This window comes from Corallococcus sp. AB011P (assembly GCF_003611605.1).
In the GTDB taxonomy this organism is placed as follows: domain Bacteria; phylum Myxococcota; class Myxococcia; order Myxococcales; family Myxococcaceae; genus Corallococcus; species Corallococcus coralloides.
On the sequence record NZ_RAVX01000002.1, the window covers coordinates 151,932 to 166,762 of the forward strand.

The 14,831-nt window shown below is 71.8% G+C and carries 13 protein-coding genes; 9 read left to right on the top strand and 4 right to left on the bottom strand.

Annotated elements, in window-relative coordinates; all coding sequences use genetic code 11:
- Positions 1-55 precede the first annotated feature (55 nt).
- The 3 genes from hemG to D7X30_RS05885 all read left to right on the top strand — a co-directional run bounded on the left by hemG (position 56) and on the right by D7X30_RS05885 (position 3,522).
- On the top strand, positions 56-1,450 hold the full coding sequence (gene hemG, locus D7X30_RS05875; protein WP_120561871.1) for a protoporphyrinogen oxidase: 1,395 nt from the start codon (positions 56-58) through the stop codon (positions 1,448-1,450).
- 255 nt (positions 1,451-1,705) lie between these two features.
- Complete coding sequence (locus tag D7X30_RS05880) at positions 1,706-2,764, top strand: sensor histidine kinase (protein WP_120561872.1); 1,059 nt, start codon at positions 1,706-1,708, stop codon at positions 2,762-2,764.
- Complete coding sequence (locus tag D7X30_RS05885; protein WP_120561873.1) at positions 2,761-3,522, top strand: LytTR family DNA-binding domain-containing protein; 762 nt, start codon at positions 2,761-2,763, stop codon at positions 3,520-3,522. The genes D7X30_RS05880 and D7X30_RS05885 overlap by 4 nt, the downstream gene beginning before the upstream one ends.
- Before the next feature lie 28 nt (positions 3,523-3,550).
- Here D7X30_RS05885 and D7X30_RS05890 read toward each other — a convergent pair whose 3' ends face one another.
- Both D7X30_RS05890 and D7X30_RS05895 read right to left on the bottom strand, forming a co-directional pair.
- On the bottom strand, positions 3,551-5,017 hold the full coding sequence (locus tag D7X30_RS05890) for a hypothetical protein (RefSeq protein ID WP_147443126.1): 1,467 nt from the start codon (positions 5,015-5,017) through the stop codon (positions 3,551-3,553).
- Between the two features lie 105 nt (positions 5,018-5,122).
- Positions 5,123-6,610 (bottom strand): glutamate--cysteine ligase, encoded by a 1,488-nt coding sequence (locus D7X30_RS05895; RefSeq protein ID WP_120561875.1) that lies wholly within the window; start codon positions 6,608-6,610, stop codon positions 5,123-5,125.
- Positions 6,611-6,780: 170 nt separating this feature from the next.
- Between D7X30_RS05895 and rlmN the strand changes: the two genes are divergently transcribed.
- Complete coding sequence (gene rlmN / locus D7X30_RS05900) at positions 6,781-7,857, top strand: 23S rRNA (adenine(2503)-C(2))-methyltransferase RlmN (RefSeq protein ID WP_120561876.1); 1,077 nt, start codon at positions 6,781-6,783, stop codon at positions 7,855-7,857.
- Between the two features lie 200 nt (positions 7,858-8,057).
- Entirely contained in the window at positions 8,058-8,444 is a 387-nt protein-coding gene (locus D7X30_RS05905) for a hypothetical protein (protein ID WP_120561877.1), read from the top strand.
- A gap of 3 nt (positions 8,445-8,447) precedes the next feature.
- On the opposite strand, the gene D7X30_RS05910 is transcribed toward D7X30_RS05905, so the two are convergent.
- Positions 8,448-10,058, bottom strand: coding sequence for an adenylate/guanylate cyclase domain-containing protein (locus D7X30_RS05910; RefSeq protein WP_120561878.1), 1,611 nt, complete (start codon positions 10,056-10,058; stop codon positions 8,448-8,450).
- A 33-nt stretch (positions 10,059-10,091) separates the two neighbouring features.
- On the bottom strand, positions 10,092-10,946 hold the full coding sequence (locus tag D7X30_RS05915; protein ID WP_120561879.1) for a metallophosphoesterase: 855 nt from the start codon (positions 10,944-10,946) through the stop codon (positions 10,092-10,094).
- Between the two features lie 92 nt (positions 10,947-11,038).
- Between D7X30_RS05915 and gluQRS the strand changes: the two genes are divergently transcribed.
- The 4 genes from gluQRS to D7X30_RS05935 all read left to right on the top strand — a co-directional run bounded on the left by gluQRS (position 11,039) and on the right by D7X30_RS05935 (position 14,689).
- Entirely contained in the window at positions 11,039-11,977 is a 939-nt protein-coding gene (gluQRS, locus tag D7X30_RS05920) for a tRNA glutamyl-Q(34) synthetase GluQRS (protein WP_233591418.1), read from the top strand.
- Between the two features lie 158 nt (positions 11,978-12,135).
- Positions 12,136-13,086: a hypothetical protein gene (locus D7X30_RS05925; protein ID WP_120561881.1), complete on the top strand. Its 951-nt coding sequence runs from the start codon at positions 12,136-12,138 to the stop codon at positions 13,084-13,086.
- 72 nt (positions 13,087-13,158) lie between these two features.
- Positions 13,159-13,806 carry an AgmX/PglI C-terminal domain-containing protein gene (locus D7X30_RS05930; protein ID WP_120561882.1) on the top strand — a complete coding sequence of 216 codons (648 nt, stop codon included), beginning with the start codon at positions 13,159-13,161 and terminating at the stop codon, positions 13,804-13,806.
- 43 nt (positions 13,807-13,849) lie between these two features.
- On the top strand, positions 13,850-14,689 hold the full coding sequence (locus D7X30_RS05935) for a GNAT family N-acetyltransferase (RefSeq protein WP_120561883.1): 840 nt from the start codon (positions 13,850-13,852) through the stop codon (positions 14,687-14,689).
- Positions 14,690-14,831: the final 142 nt, after the last annotated feature.

Sequence of the window (14,831 nt, forward strand, 5' to 3'; positions counted from 1 at the left end):
CGCACTAAGGCGCCCGGGGTTGCTCACCTCACGACAAGCTGGGGAGTAGGACGACATGACGGTCGCGGTCATTGGGGGAGGCATCACCGGACTTGCGCTGGCCTACAGATTGCGGGCCCGCGGTACTGATGCCGTGGTGCTGGAGTCGACGTCACGCGTGGGTGGAAACGTGCAGACCCACGCACGCGAGGGCTACTTGTTGGAGGCCGGACCCAACAGTTTCCTGGACCGGGAGCCCACGATGCGTGAACTGGCGGAAACGCTCGGAGTGTCATCCCGAATTCGTCCGGCGGATGCGGCGGCAAAAAACCGTTACGTTTTCACCCGCGGTGCACTCAGGGCCCTGCCCACATCGCCACCGGCCTTCCTGAAATCCGACATCCTCCCCCTTGCTTCCCGCCTGCGGGTGCTGGGGGAGCTGTTCAGCGGACGCAACCCCACGGGTGCGGACGAGTCCCTGGCCCAGTTGGGGCGGCGCCACCTGGGGCGGGAGGCGACGGCGGTGCTGCTGGACGCGATGCAGACGGGCACCTACGCGGGCGACCCGGAGCAACTCAGCGCGGAGGCCACGTTCCCGCAGCTCGTGAAGTTCGAGCGGGAGCACCGCAGCCTCATCCTGGGCGCCATCCGTGCGCAGCGCGCGGCGCGACAGGCGAAGGGCGCGGTGGAGGCGGGTCCCCAGCTCACCGGGCAGATGAGCACGTTCGACGGCGGCCTGGGCGTGCTGGTGGACGCGCTGGCGAAGGCGCTGGGCGACAGCGTGCGCACGGACGCGAAGGTGGAGGGGCTGGAGCGCTCGGCGGACGGCTGGAAGGTGAGGTACCAGCAGCGGGGCCAGCCGGCGGAGCTGAGCGCGTCGCACGTGGTGCTGGCGGTGCCCGCGCACGTGGCGGCTTCGCTCGTGCGCCCGCTGGACGTGGAGCTGGCGGAGAAGGCGGACGCCATCCCGTACGCGCCCATCGCCGTGGTGCACCTGGGCTTCGCGCCGGGGACGGTGCCGAAGCCGGACGGGTTCGGGTTCCTGGTGCCGGCGGTGGAGGGCACGGCGATGCTGGGCACCATCCATGTCTCCACCACGTTCCCCTTCCGCGTGGAGGGTGGACGCGTGCTGCTGACGTGCCTGATGGGCGGCGCTCGCCGGCCGGAGGTCGTCTCGCGTGACGAGGACGCGCTGGTGGCGCTGGCGCGCGAGGAGCTGAAGACGATGGCGGGGCTCACCGCGACGCCGGAGCTGACGGCGGTGTTCCGCTGGCCTCGCGGGATTCCGCAGTACACCGTGGGCCACCTGGAGCGCCTGGCGGCGATGGAGGAGCGGCTGAAGCGCTGGCCTGGCCTGCACCTCACCGGCAACGCGTACCGGGGCGTGGGCGTCAACGACTGCCTCCGGGATGCGGCGCGGCTGGCGGAGGCGCTGGGCGGGCCGGCGGCGGGAGCCACCCGGAGCGCCTGAGCGACCGCTCACCCCGGGACAGCGACGGCCGGGGGCAACCCTCCCTGGAGGGTCCCTGGGTCGATGCCAGAGTCCGTGGGCATGTTTCATGGACACCGGAGATGCCCCCCATGTTCTCACTGCGCTCGCCGCTCCTGTCCATGCTCGCTGTCCTCTTCTTCCCCGCGATCCTCGCCGGGGCGCTCGTCCTGGACCTGGTCCCCGCGCCCGTCCCCCAGCGCTAGGACGCGGGACGGTGTAGCCTTCCACCTCCGCATGCAGGAGACGTCGTCGGAAGGCTCCATCGTTCGCGCCACGCTGCGTGCGCTCATCGCGCCGTGGCGGCTGGCCCCCATCGTCCTGGTCTCCATTCCGCTGCTCGCGGCCCAGGTGCGCTGGAGCGTGGATCCTCGCGCGTTCTGGATTGGCCTCCTGCTGTGCCTGCTGTGCGTCGCGGTGGCGCCCGTGTCGTACCGGGTCCTGTTCCCGGAAGGGCTGGACCTGAGCCACGGTGGCATCCGCTTGCTGCTCTACGCGGCGGTGGGCAGCGGCGTGGTGCTGTCGGTGGGCTACGCCCTGCCGCGCGTCACGATGATGCAGCCCACGTTCCTGTCGGAGCCGTACAACCTGGCCATCTGCGGCGGCCTGTTCCTCGTCGCGGGCTGGGGGTTGGGGCGGGACATCGGCTTCGAGGAGACGCTGGCCCGGGAGCGGGCCCGCGCCACCCGCTTCGCCTGGGAGGCGGAGCAGGCGCAGCTGCTGGCGCTGCGCAGCCACCTGGATCCGCACTTCCTCTTCAACACGCTGAACGCCATCGCGGAGTGGTGCCGCGAGGACGGCGCCGTCGCGGAGGCCGCGGTGCTGCGGCTGTCCACGATGCTCCGCTCGGTGCTCGCGGGCGTGCGCAGCGTCACCTGGCCGCTGTCGCAGGAGCTGGAGCTGATGCGCACGCTCTTCGACCTGCACCTGCTGCGCGACCCGGACCTGTTCCAGCTGCGCATGGACGTGGCGGACGGGCTTTCGGACGTGCCCGTGCCGCCGCTGTTGCTCCTGCCCCTGGCGGAGAACGCGGTGAAGCACGGCCCGGCGGCCGGCCACCGGGGCCCGCTGAGCGTGGAGGTGGCCGTGCGCGAGGGGGCGGTGGTGGTCTCCATCGACAACCCGGGCGCGTCCAAGGGCCCGCGCGAGGGCAGCGTGGGCCTGCCCACCGTGGAGCGGCGGCTGGCGCTGGCCTATGGCGGCCACGCGCTCCTGTCCCTGGAGAGCGCCGACGGGCGCACCCGTGTCACCGTCACCCTGCCCCGCCAGGGCCCCCAACCCGGAGTCCTCACGTGAGAGAGCCCCTGCGCGTCCTCATCGCCGACGATGAACTGCTGGCCAGGAAGCGCCTGTCCCGCCTGCTGGCCGCGCTGCCGGACGTGAGCGTCTGCGGCGAGGCGGTGGATGGGGACTCGGTGCTCGCGGCGGTGCGCGCGGGCGGCGTGGACGTGGTGCTGCTGGACATCCACATGCCGGGCCTGAGCGGGCTGGACGCGATGGCGCTGCTGCCGGAAGGAGGCCCCCACGTCATCTTCTGCACCGCCCACGCGGAGCACGCGGTGAACGCCTTCGAGCACGGCGCGGTGGACTACGTCCTCAAGCCCGTGGAGGCGGCGCGGCTGCAGAAGGCGCTGGAGCGCGCGCGGGCGCGGGTGAAGGCGCCCACCGCGACGGCGCCGACGGCGGCGGCGGAGAAGCCGGCACTGACGCGGCTGCCCATCCCGACGCGGCAGGGGCTGGTGCTGGTGTCGCCGGACTCCATCTCCCACGCGGCGCTGGAGGACGAGCTGGTGACGGTGTTCACCGCGCAGGGCGACTACCTCACCGACTTCTCGCTCAACGAGCTGGCGGACAAGCTGCCCCCGGAGCACTTCCACCGGGTGCACCGCCGCGCGCTGCTCAACCTGTCCCACGTGACGCGGCTGGAGCCGCTGGAGACGGGCGGCTATCTGGCTCGCACAGCGCGGGGCCACTCGGTGGAGGTGAGCCGTCAGTCCGCGCGCGAGCTGCGCCGCATGCTGGGTCTGCGCAAGGGCGCGGAGGACGAGGGCTGAAGCCACGCCCTCCGCGGCTCGCGGGCCCTCAGTTCCAGACGAACAGCCGGTGCACCTGCGCCGCGTCGTCGCCCAGCGTTTCCGTCAAGGCCTGCTTCGCGGGGCCGGGCAGCGCCACGCCGCCTCGCGCGCAGCGGGCCGCGTCCTCCACCGCGAAGGCGGGCGCGGCACAGAACGCGTCCTGCCAGCGCGACATGAGCGAGGCGAAGAAGGTCTGCTCGTAGCCGCGCAGCTGGCCGTCCAGCCAGCCTTCCTTGTTGGGCCGCTCGAACTTCACGGGCCGCACGCCGCCGGGCTCGAAGGTGATGTTGTGCTCGTAGCCGGAGGCCTCCAGGGCGTTCTCCGCCTTCACCGCCAGCGGCGCGTGCCGCTCCTGGAGGATGCCCTGGGCCACCACCGCGAAGTGGTACTCCACGCCCCGCCGCTGCGCGTGGTAGTCGAACGAGCGCGACACGTCGCGGTACTTCGTCACCTCCACCGTCGTCTTGTACTCGACCGTCTTCTTCTGCTGGACGAGGCGCTTCTTCATCACGCCCTTGTCTTCGTAGGACTCCTCCACCGTGTACGGCACCTCCGCCGTCGCGGTGCGGTCCTCGTGGTCCGTGTACGGCACGCGCTCCGTCCACGGCGCCGTCAGCGTCACCGGCTCGCTGATGCGCCGCTCGCTCAGGCTCCCGGCGATGGTCATCGGCGCGTGGCGCTGAGACGCCTCCGAGTACCAGGGCGAGGCCTCGAACGCGCCCGACAAGCGTGTCATCAGGTACTGCACCACGTCATTGCTGATGCCACCCACGGACACCTGCCACGTGGGCAGCCCCAGGGCCTCCGGGAAGACCTCCGCGCTCAAGCCGGGCTGCTGGTAGTGGCCGCAGTAGCGCGACACCAGCTCCGTCCAGTGCGCCGCGCCCCCGGACAACGTGTGCTTGAGCCGCTCGCACGTCGCCGCGCCGCCCTGCGCCACCGCCTCCTCCATGTCGCGCCGGATGGGCGCCATCTCCGGATGGCCCAGCAGCGCGCGCTTGCGGTCCAGGTGCCACTCCGCCGTCAGCGCGTGGCCCCGCTTCGCCTGCTCGACGATGAGCTGGCGCAAGTGCTGGTGCGTGCCGGCCATCTCCTCCAGCAGCGAGCTCTCCATGCCGCCATCCAGCTTGGAGTTCCACTTCACCTTGTAGGCGAAGAACTGCTCCAGGTTCGCTTCCGCGTCCTCGTCCCGCCCCTCCACCCGCGCCTGCCGAGCCTGGGTGAGCAGCTGCGACAGGCCGCGCCAGCGCAGGTCGTCCAGCGACGCGCGATACTCGGGGTTGTTCGGCTCGTCATTGACGAGCTTCACGTAGACCTCGGCCGCCTCGACGAAGCGGCCCTTCTCCGCCAGGTCGTTGGCCTGGCCGCGGAGGGTCGTGCACGCGGTCAGTGCGCCCGCGCACAAGAGCGCGGGCACGAGGAAGGACCTCCGGCGGGCGCCGGAGCGGAACGAAGCAAGGAGCGAGGCAATCACGGGAACGGCACCCTTCAGCGCGAGGCACGAGGCCTCGCAGGCTGACCTTCAGGATGGCCGGATTATTCACCGCGACGGCCCCGTCCCGACAAGGCCCCCCAGCCTTCAGCGATCCACCGGCCAGGTGTGCACCGGCAGCCCCTCCTCCGACAGCTCCAGGTAGCGCTCCAGCAGGGCCGCCAGCGCGTCCTGGCGGGGCATGTGGGCCTCCAGCCGCTCCAGCACCGCCCGCTGCCAGCGCGACCCGGTCCGCTGAATCGCCACGCGCCGGGCGATGATGTCCAGGAGCCCGTCCGCCTCCGCCGCATCCACCCCGGCCTCCAGCAACCCGCGCCTCGCCACCGGCAAGAGCTGCTTCACCAGCTCCACCGCCGGCATCACCCGAGGGCTGGGCGCGGTCTCCGCCGGCCACAGCAGCGCCGCGCCCAGGCCGTAGTGCGCCGCCTGCTTGAAGTTGCGCCGCGCCTGCCAGAAGGGCAGCGCCGGCAGCAGCGCGTCCACCCGCTCCGCGAGCCCCAGCGTCAGCCCCAGCAGGAACGCGCCGTTGGCCACCATGTCCACCGGCGTGGGGCCGGACGGCAGCGCGCGGAACTCGATGCGCACGTGGCCTTCCCCGTGCGGATCATAGATGGCCCGGTTCCACGACCAGACCGTCCCCTGGTGCAGCCGCAGCTCCTCCAGCTTCGGCAGGCCGCCGGCGGCCACCACCTCCAGCGGGGACTCCTGCCCCATCACCGGCAGGAGCGCCGGGTGGAGCGCCACGGCCTCCGCGAACAGCTCGTGCAGGCCCTCGCGCACCCAGCCGTGTCCGAACGTCACGCGCGGGTGCAGGTGCGCGGCCTCGTCGCTGTCGCTGCGGTCGTCGGTGGCCTGCTGGAAGAGCGCCACGCGCGTCTCCTCCCACAGCCGCTTGCCCAGGAACACCGGCGAGTTTCCGCACGCGGCCAGCACCGGCCCGGTGGCCAGCTGCGCGGCGTTGTACACGCGCGCGAAGTCCCCCGGGGCCACGCGCAGGTGGAACTGGAGCGACGTGTTCGCCCCCTCCAGCGTCACGTCCTCCCAGGTGAGGTTGAGCGTGTCATCGCCCGCGATGGCCACCTGGAAGGGCCCGTCGCGCCGCTTGCGGATGGCCGAGGCCAACGCCCGGTAGCGCGGCTGCGGCGTGAGCGCGTTCTTCCCCAGGTCCGCCTGCCGCAGCGTGGGCAGGATGCCCACCGCCGCCACGCGCGCGCCCTCCGTCGCCGCCACGCGCCGCAGCTCCGCCAGCACGTCGTCCAGTTGAGCCTGGAGCGCGGTGAACGGCCGCCCCGCGAGCAGCGAGGGGCGCAGGTTCATCTCCATGTTGAAGCGGTTGAGCTCCAGCGTCAGCCGGTCGTCCTTCGACTTCGCCAGCACCTGCTGGTTCACCGGCAACGGCGAACCCGCGCCGTCCACCAGCGCCACCTCCAGCTCCGCGCCCATCGTCACGGGCCCCACGCCGAAGCCGGGACGCCGGAGCACCTGTCGCAGCGCCTCCAGGCTCTCCGCGAGCCGCGCCACGAACCGCGTGTGTTCCTCCGGCGTGAACTCCTCCTGCTGGATGGCCAGTCCCATAGGCCCTCCACGATTGGCACGACGCGGCGCACTGGCACGCGCGGTGTCAGCCGCTGGACGCCGCAACGCACCGGGAACCCCACCCGCCCCACGTGCGCGCTCCCTCGTCCGCCCTCCAGGCCGGCGGACCCGGGTGCGCCCGCGCCGGGTGTGTTATCCCAGGTCCCGTCATGCCGGACGCCACCGTCAACCTCTACGACCTGCCCCGCCCCGCGCTGGACGCGCGGCTCGCCGGCTGGGGCTTCAGCCCCCAGTACCGCGAGCGCGTGTGGACGGGCCTGTACCGCGACGGCGTCACCGCGACAGGCGACGTGAAGGGGCTGCGCCCGGACCTCCAGGCCGTGCTCCAGGAGCGAGCGCACCTGGGCACGCTCGCCACGCACCATGAGAGCTTCAGCAGCGACGGGCTCACCCACAAGCTGCTCCTGCGCCTGCACGACGCGCAGACCATCGAAACGGTGTTGATGCGCTTCAAGGGCCGCGCCACCGTGTGCGTGAGCACACAGGCCGGGTGCGCCATGGGCTGCGTGTTCTGCGCCACCGGGCAGATGGGACTGTCACGCCACCTGACGCCGGGCGAAATCGTGGGCCAGGTGCTCCACGTCACGCGCATCCTGCGCGCGCAGGGGGAAGCGCTGCGCAACATCGTGCTCATGGGCATGGGCGAGCCCCTGCACAACTACGAGCACACCATGGCCGCGGTGGACATCCTCGTGGACCCCAAGGGCCTGGCGCTGGCGCCGCGCTTCATCACCCTGTCCACCGTGGGCGTGGTGCCCGGCATCCTCCGGCTCGCGGACGAGGCGCGCCCGGTGCAGCTCGCGGTGAGCCTCCACGGCGCCACGGACGCGGAGCGCGCCGCGCTGGTGCCCGCGGGCCGCCGCTGGCCGCTCCACGAGCTGATGGACGCGTGCCGCTACTACGTGGCCAAGCGCAAGCGCCGCATCTTCTTCGAGTGGACGCTCATCTCCGGCCGCAACGACACCGCGGAGCACGCACACCACCTGGGGCAGCTGCTGCACGGGATGGACTCGCACGTGAACGTCATCCCACTCAACCCCACGGTGGGCTACGACGGCGGCCCCAGCGTCCCCGACGCGGTGCGTGCGTTCCAGGACGTGCTCACGTCGTACGGCGTGCCCAGCACGGTGCGCCAACGTCGTGGCATCGACATCGACGCGGGCTGCGGCCAGCTCAAGGCCGCCGTGGAGCGCAAGCCCCGCCGCTCCCTTCCCGTCGCGTCCTGAGCAACGTGCGGGGTCGCGCGGCACACCACCCGACCTGACGTGTCACCCCGAAGCGCTAGCGTTCGTCCCGCGCGCACGCACGTAACGAGGTGTGGGCGGCAAGCGGATGTTCATGGGCCCTTGCATGGCATGGGCTCGTGGGCACATTCTTCAAGGCGGCTTCCACGCAACCCCAACGGCTTCTCTGGCGGAGGTGGGCAATGCTTTCCATCCAGGAGCACGGCACGGTGGAAGAGGCGAGCAGCAACCTGCTCGACTTCATCCTGATCCCCGACAACTGGCTTGAGCAGGCGCATCCGCAGCCCGAGGCCTCCGCCACGTGGCCGGCGCCCGACACCCAGTACCAACGGCGCGTGGGCCCGCTGCGCATCTGTGCGTCGGTGGACGTGGCACCGTCACTGGACGTGACGCTCCACATCGCCTTCCGCGCGCCGGGGCTCACGCCGCTCAAGGCGGCGGATCACCTGGAGAACTTCCTCAAGCAGCGCCTGCCGCTGACGCCCAACAGCGAGTGGCAGGTGGAGGTGGACGAGCGCCGGTGGATCCACTTCTCGCGGCGCTACGCGGGCACGCACCTGCTGGCCTGACGGTTACGGCGCCAGCCGGTAGTGCCGCAGCGGCTGCGCCACGTTCTTCACCGGTGTTTCCGTGAGGGGGCCAAACTGGAGCTTGCGCACGAAGGGCTCCTGCGACTGCTTCAGCGCTTCGTGCACGCTCTCCATCACCAGCGTCTCGCGAAAGCCCGCCAGCGACTGCAGGCGCGCGGCCTGGTTCATGCCGCTGGAGAACGCGGTGTAGTTGCGGTTGGGCCCGAAGAGGCCGCAGTTCGCGGTGGCCAGGTTCACGCCCACCGCCACGCCCAGCCCCGGCATCTTCACCCGCCGGCACAGCGCGGCCACCTCCTCGCGCTCGCTCAACTCCGCGGTGAAGGCCTGGATGTTCTGCGCGGCGCGCACGGCGGCCTCCGCGCGGCGCACGCGGTCCGTGTGGAAGAAGGGCGGACCGAAGAGGCCGATGACACAGTCGCCCACCATCTTGTCGAAGACGCCGCCGTGCTGCCAGATGCAGTCCACGGCGCGCGCGCTCCACTCATCCACGAAGCGGCCGATGCTGCGCGGGCTGTCGAAGCCCTGCTCGCAGATGCGGGTGAAGCCGTTGATGTCCGCGAACAGGATGCCCACCTCCTGCTCCTGCGCGCGCAGGTGCCGCGCGTAGTCCGGGTCCTCCAGAAGCGCGTTGATGGCCACCGTGGGGAAGAACTGCGACAGGTGGATGCGCTCGCGGTTGTAGTCCAGCAGGCGCTGGCTCAGCGTGGAGGCCAGCACGCGGATGAGGTCCATCGCGTACGCGGAGAAGCCCTCGTTGCTCCAGACGACGATCTTGCCCAGGGGCTCACTGCGCGTGGCCGCGGAGATGAGCACCGCCTCCGTGGTGCGCCCGTCGAACAGGCGCTTGAGCACGCCCGCGTCCCCGTGCAACAGCCGCGTGCCGTGCTGGTGCAGCAGCGTCTCCAGCTGCGTGCCGGGCTGCTCTCCGCTCTCGTACTCCAGCTGCCCGTGCCGGTACGTGCGGTAGTGCAGCACGTGCGGCTGCACGGCATCGCGGTACAAGAGGAGGAAGCCGGGCAGCCGCACCCGCTGCGCCAGCGTGCGCACCGCGTGGTCCATGCCCGCCTCGAAGACGGGGTTGGCCAGGTGCTCGTTGCACTGGAGGATGAGCTGGTGCTTCTCCGACGCGGTGTGGACCAGCATCAGCACCGTGTCCAGCTCCTCCGCCACCACGTCCAGCGCGCGCAGACGCTTCGCGGTGGTGCCCGCGTCACCGGGCGGCCCCGCGAAGAGCACACCCAGCGTGCCCACCGGTGAACCCGCCACGTCCAGCGTCTGCGTGAGCAGCGTGCCCGTGTCGTGGACGCTCAGGCCCATGGGGCCCGCCAGAAGACTCCCGGCGAAGACGCCGCCCCAGTCGCCCTCGCTCCAGGTCTGCTCCACCAGCTCCTCGTCGCGCGTGGTGACGGCGATGGCGCGCGCGCCCAGGTGCTTGAGCAGCGTGGGGAAGCAGCGCCGGAAGCATTGGGTGAGCGTCTCGCGCTCTCGAAGGCTCTCCTCCAGGAGGTCGTCCGTGACACGTCCCAGCTGCCGCAGGTAGCGGTACTCGTCCAGGGACAACTCAGCGGGTGGGGACGGGGTCGCCGGGGTCATGTGCGCCCCTTGTACCGCCGCCCGGGGGAACTGTCACAACGCGGGCACGTGCTTCGTGCCGCCCACGACGATGCCGTCCTGGACCTCGATGAGCCAGTAGCCCTCCTTCCCCGCCTGGGTGGAGGAACCCGCACCGAACAGGTGGGGCCGGTCGTCAGTGGCCGGGTGGTGGTAGCGCTGGTGGATGTGGCCGTGGAGCACCGCGAAGCGCGGGCCCGGCAGCAGCTTCAGGAGCGCGTCCGCGTCATGCAGTCCGTGGTGCCAGCCGTCCGCGTGGTTCGCGGAGCCGCGAGGCGCGTGGTGCACCACCACCAGGATGGCGCGGCCGTCCAACCGGGCGTCCTTCAGCAGGGCCGCCAGGCCTTCGAGCTGCGCGGGGCCCACGGTGCCGTAGGACAGGCCGGGCGTGGGCAGCGGGCGCGCGGAGCACAGGCCCACCACCGCGGCGCCCTCTCCTACCAACCGCACGAAGGGGAACGCACCCTCGCGGCGGTACTCCGGCAGGTCGCTGTCCAGCAGGTCCCCGAAGTGCCGGGCGAAGCGGCCGTCACGCGCGGCGCCGGGGGTGAACACGTCGTGGTTGCCGGGGATGACGGTGCAGCGCGCGGGCGTAGGGGCCAGGGGCGCGAGCGCGGCGCGGGCGGCGCGGAACTCGCCTTCCAGGGCGTAGGCGGTGAGGTCGCCGGAGAGGATGAAGTGGTCCACGCCGTGCGTGCCCGCCTCGCGGGCGATGGTGGACAGCGTGGCCTGCGCGTTCCGGTAGGCCTTCGCCCGGCCTCCCGCCGTCAGCTCGACGAGCGCCACCCAGCGGCGCCAGCCCAGCTTGCGCAGCGGCAGGGCGAAGTAGTCCTCGGTGATGTGGACGTCGGAGCAGTGAAGGAAGCGCATGGAGGGAGTCACATCCCAGGGAACGGAAGGAAGCGGCGGGGCATTCTCTCCCAGCGCGCGGGGCGGGCGGGGAAGTTATGGTTGCCGCCACGATGCGAGGACGCTTCGCCCCCAGCCCCACCGGCCGCATGCACCTGGGCAACGTGAGAAGCGCGCTCCTGGGCTGGCTCCAGGCCCGGGCCGCGGGCGGCGCCTTCCTCCTGCGCATCGAGGACCTGGACCGCGCGAGATGCCGCCCCCAGTTCCTCCAGGACCTCTACGAGGACCTGCGATGGCTGGGCCTGGACTGGGACGAGCCGCCGCTCATCCAGAGTGAGCGCGACAGCGTCTACCGCAAGGCCCAGGAGAAGCTCGAGCGCGAGGGGCTCATCTACCCGTGCTTCTGCACGCGCGCGGAGATCGCCCGCGCGGCGAGCGCTCCCCACGGTCTGTCCGACGAAGGCCCGCGCTACCCCGGCACCTGCGCGCACCTCACCGCCGGGCAGATTTCAGAACGCGCCCGCACGCGCGCCCCCGCGTACCGCTTCCGCGCGCGCGAAGGCGAAGTGCGCTTCGTGGACGAGCTCATGGGCCCGTACGTCCAGGACGTGCAGGCGCTGGTGGGGGACTTCGTGGTGCGCCGCAACGACGGCGTGGCCAGCTACCAGCTCGCGGTGGTGGTGGACGACGCGGCCAGCCGCATCACCCACGTGCTGCGCGGGGACGACCTGTTGCCCTCCACGCCCCGGCAGCTCCAGCTCTACGCCGCGCTGGGCCTGCCCGCGCCCTCGTTCCTCCACGTGCCGCTGGTGATGGGCGAGGACGGCAAGCGGCTGGCGAAGCGCGACGGGGCGTTCGCGCTCGCGGAGCTGCGGGCGCGCGGCCGTCCTCCCGAGCACGTCCTGGGCCTGCTCGCCGCATGGAGCGGCCTGGGCGACGGCGGCCCGGTGACGCTGCCCGCGCTCGTCGCGCGTTACCGCACGGACGCGCTCCCTCGCGAGCCGGTGGTGGCGCGCGAGGCACTGCTCCTCGACGCGCTCGGCCTGCGCTGAGGCCACCCGGCCTTCCGCCCCACCCTTCGGGACGGAGCGGCCGTGAAACAGTGAAACGACGTGGCTTCCCAGGTGCACACCTTCAACCCAGACACGTCCGCCCTGGCCATGCCCCGAGCACGGCTTCGGCGACTCACGGGAAGCGAGGGTGAAGTCCAATGGCAGCCATTGTCGAGAGCGAACGCGCCGGCATCATCCCAGCAGTGCCGGGCAGTGCGTACAAGCTGAGCTGGGGCGCCATCTTCGGTGGCACCTTCGTCGCGCTAGGCGTCTGGATATTGCTCTACACGTTGGGGCTGGCGCTGGGCCTGTCGTCGGTGAACCCCGCCAACGCGGCGAGCGCGAAGTCCGCGGGCATCTTCACCGGCATCTGGAGCGTGCTCGTCCCGTTGGTCGCGCTCTTCGTGGGCGGCATGGTGGCCGCTCGCAGCGCGGGCATCGTGGACAAGGGAGGAGGCGCGCTGCACGGCGCGGTGCTCTGGGGCCTGACGACGCTCCTGGGCGTCATGGTCGTGGGCATGCTGGTGTCCAACGTGCTGGGCGCGGTGTTCAACGTGGGCAAGGCCGCGGTGGGCGCGGGCGGTACCGCGGCGGTGGGGGCCGTGACGGGCGGCGGTGAAGCGGCGAAGGCGTTCGGACTGGACGCCAACGACGCGCTCGCGCCGGTGAACCAGCGCCTGCGGCAGGAGGGCAAGCCCACCATCACCGCGAACCAGCTGGAGGCCGCGACCAAGGACATCGTCACCGAGGGCGTGCGGCAGGGCCGCATGGACCGCGAGCTGTTGGTGAGCAACATCGCGCAGAACACCAACCTGTCGCGACAGGACGCGGCAGGCGTGGCCGACCGTGTGCAGCAGCAGGTGGACCAGGCCAAGACCAAGGCCAGCGAGGTGGGCCAGCAGGCACAGCAGGGCGCGCTGAAGGTGGCGGACCGCTCCGGCCGCGTCTTCTGGGGCATCTTCGCGGGCCTGCTGCTGGGGCTCGTGGCGGCGGTGCTCGGCGCCACGCTGGGCGTCAGCCGCAAGCAGCGCATCCGCGCGGAAGGCGCGGTGGTGGTGCCTCCGACGACGCCCACGACGCCTGGCTCGCGGCGCGAGGTGTACCCGTAGCATCGGGCGCTCGCGTGCATCCCCGCTTCACGGCCCTTCGTGAGGCGGGTATGACACGCGGGCACCCGGCCCATGGCGTCCTCGCACCGCACCTTCGTCCGCTGGCTCCTCATCCCAGGCCTGAGCCTGGGCCTGTTCCTGCTGTTCGCGCTGGGAGCCGCATGGGTGACGCGCTTCACGGACGCGCCGGAGCTGCCTGAACCGGCCGCGCCGCCGCTGGCACCTCCGCCGCGAGCGACCGCACCGGCGACCGAGCCCTCCCGGCCCCCCGCCCCCACCGCGCCGCTCCCGCGCCCCGCGGCTCCAGTGAGCGAGCCGGCCCGCCCCCCGCCGCCGCGCGACGACTTCGACGCCCCCGACCCGCGCCGCGTGGAGGTGGTGGAGCCGGTGGTGGAGGACTCCTCCGGCCGCATCGACGCGGAGGACCTGCGCCTGGCCATCCAGTCCGTGACTCCGCTCGTGCAGCAATGTTTTCAGGACGCCGCACAACGCAACCGGGGCACACAAGAAGTGAAGCTGCGCTTCACCGTGGCGGGCGAGGGCTCCGAGGGGAAGATGAACCGGGGCGAGCTCGTCTCCAGCACCATCCCGGACCCCATGGTGCAGGCGTGCGTGCTGGATTCGCTCCTGGACGCGCGCTTCCCGGCACCCCACCAGGGAGGGTCCGCGACCGTGCTCCATCCATTCCGGTTCACCGTGCCTGGGGACGCTGGCCCGTGAGGTCGGGTTGCGCGTAAGGTTCAGGCCCCTTCGGCTCCCGCGCATGCCCGTCACCGTCGAACAGCTCGCGCCTTCCCACTCGGACGCCCTGCGCGCGCTCCTGGCGAAGGATCCCGTCCACAACCTCTACCTCCTGGGGTTGCTGGAGGAGTTCGGCATCGCGGCGCCGGAGCGCCAGGCGGCCTTCTCCTTCCACGGCCGCTTCGACAGCGGCGTCCTCACCGCGGCCGTCTTCGTGGGCGGCGAGGGCGGGCTGGTGGTGCCCAGCGCCAGCGACGCCAGCGCCACCGGCGTCATCGCGGACGCGCTCGCCGCCAGCCTCAAGCTGCGCGCCACCGTGGGGGACAAGGCCTCCGTGGACGCGCTGGTGCGCAGCCTCTGTGAAGGCAAGCCGCGCCTGTCCCGCACCCAGAAGCTGTTCAGCGTCTCCGCGGACGACCTGGGCCCCTTCACCAACCCCACCCTGCGCCTGGCCCGTGAAGAGGACGTGCCCCGCCTGGTGCCCCTGGCCCAGGGCTACGTGCGCGAGATCTTCGAGCGGGACCCGCTGGCGGAGGACCCCGCCCACTACGAGGCCCGCGTCCTCCAGCGCGTGCGCCAGCGCCGCACCTACGTGCTGGAGGAGGACAGCGAGCTCGTGTTCAAGGTGGACATCGGCTGCCGCTCGCAGTTCGGCGCGGAGCTGGAGGGCATGTACACGCCCCCGTCCCGCCGCCGCCAGGGCCACGCCACGCTGTGCCTGGGCCAGATTTCCCGGCACCTCTTGTCCTCGCTGCCCCGGCTCGCCATGCGCATCGACGAGCGCGACGAGAGCACCGCCCGCATCGCGCGCAAGGTGGGCTACCACGCCGGCCGCACCCAGCGGCTCGTGCTGGTGGAGTAGTCCCCGGGGCAACGCAGGCAACACCCGCCCGTTGCTCCGGAAACAACACGGATTGCCATAAAGACATGTAAATGACTGAAAGCACGCCATCCCAGATGAGGGCATGGCGCTTGCTCCCCCGCGGCGTGGCGCGCGTTCGCGT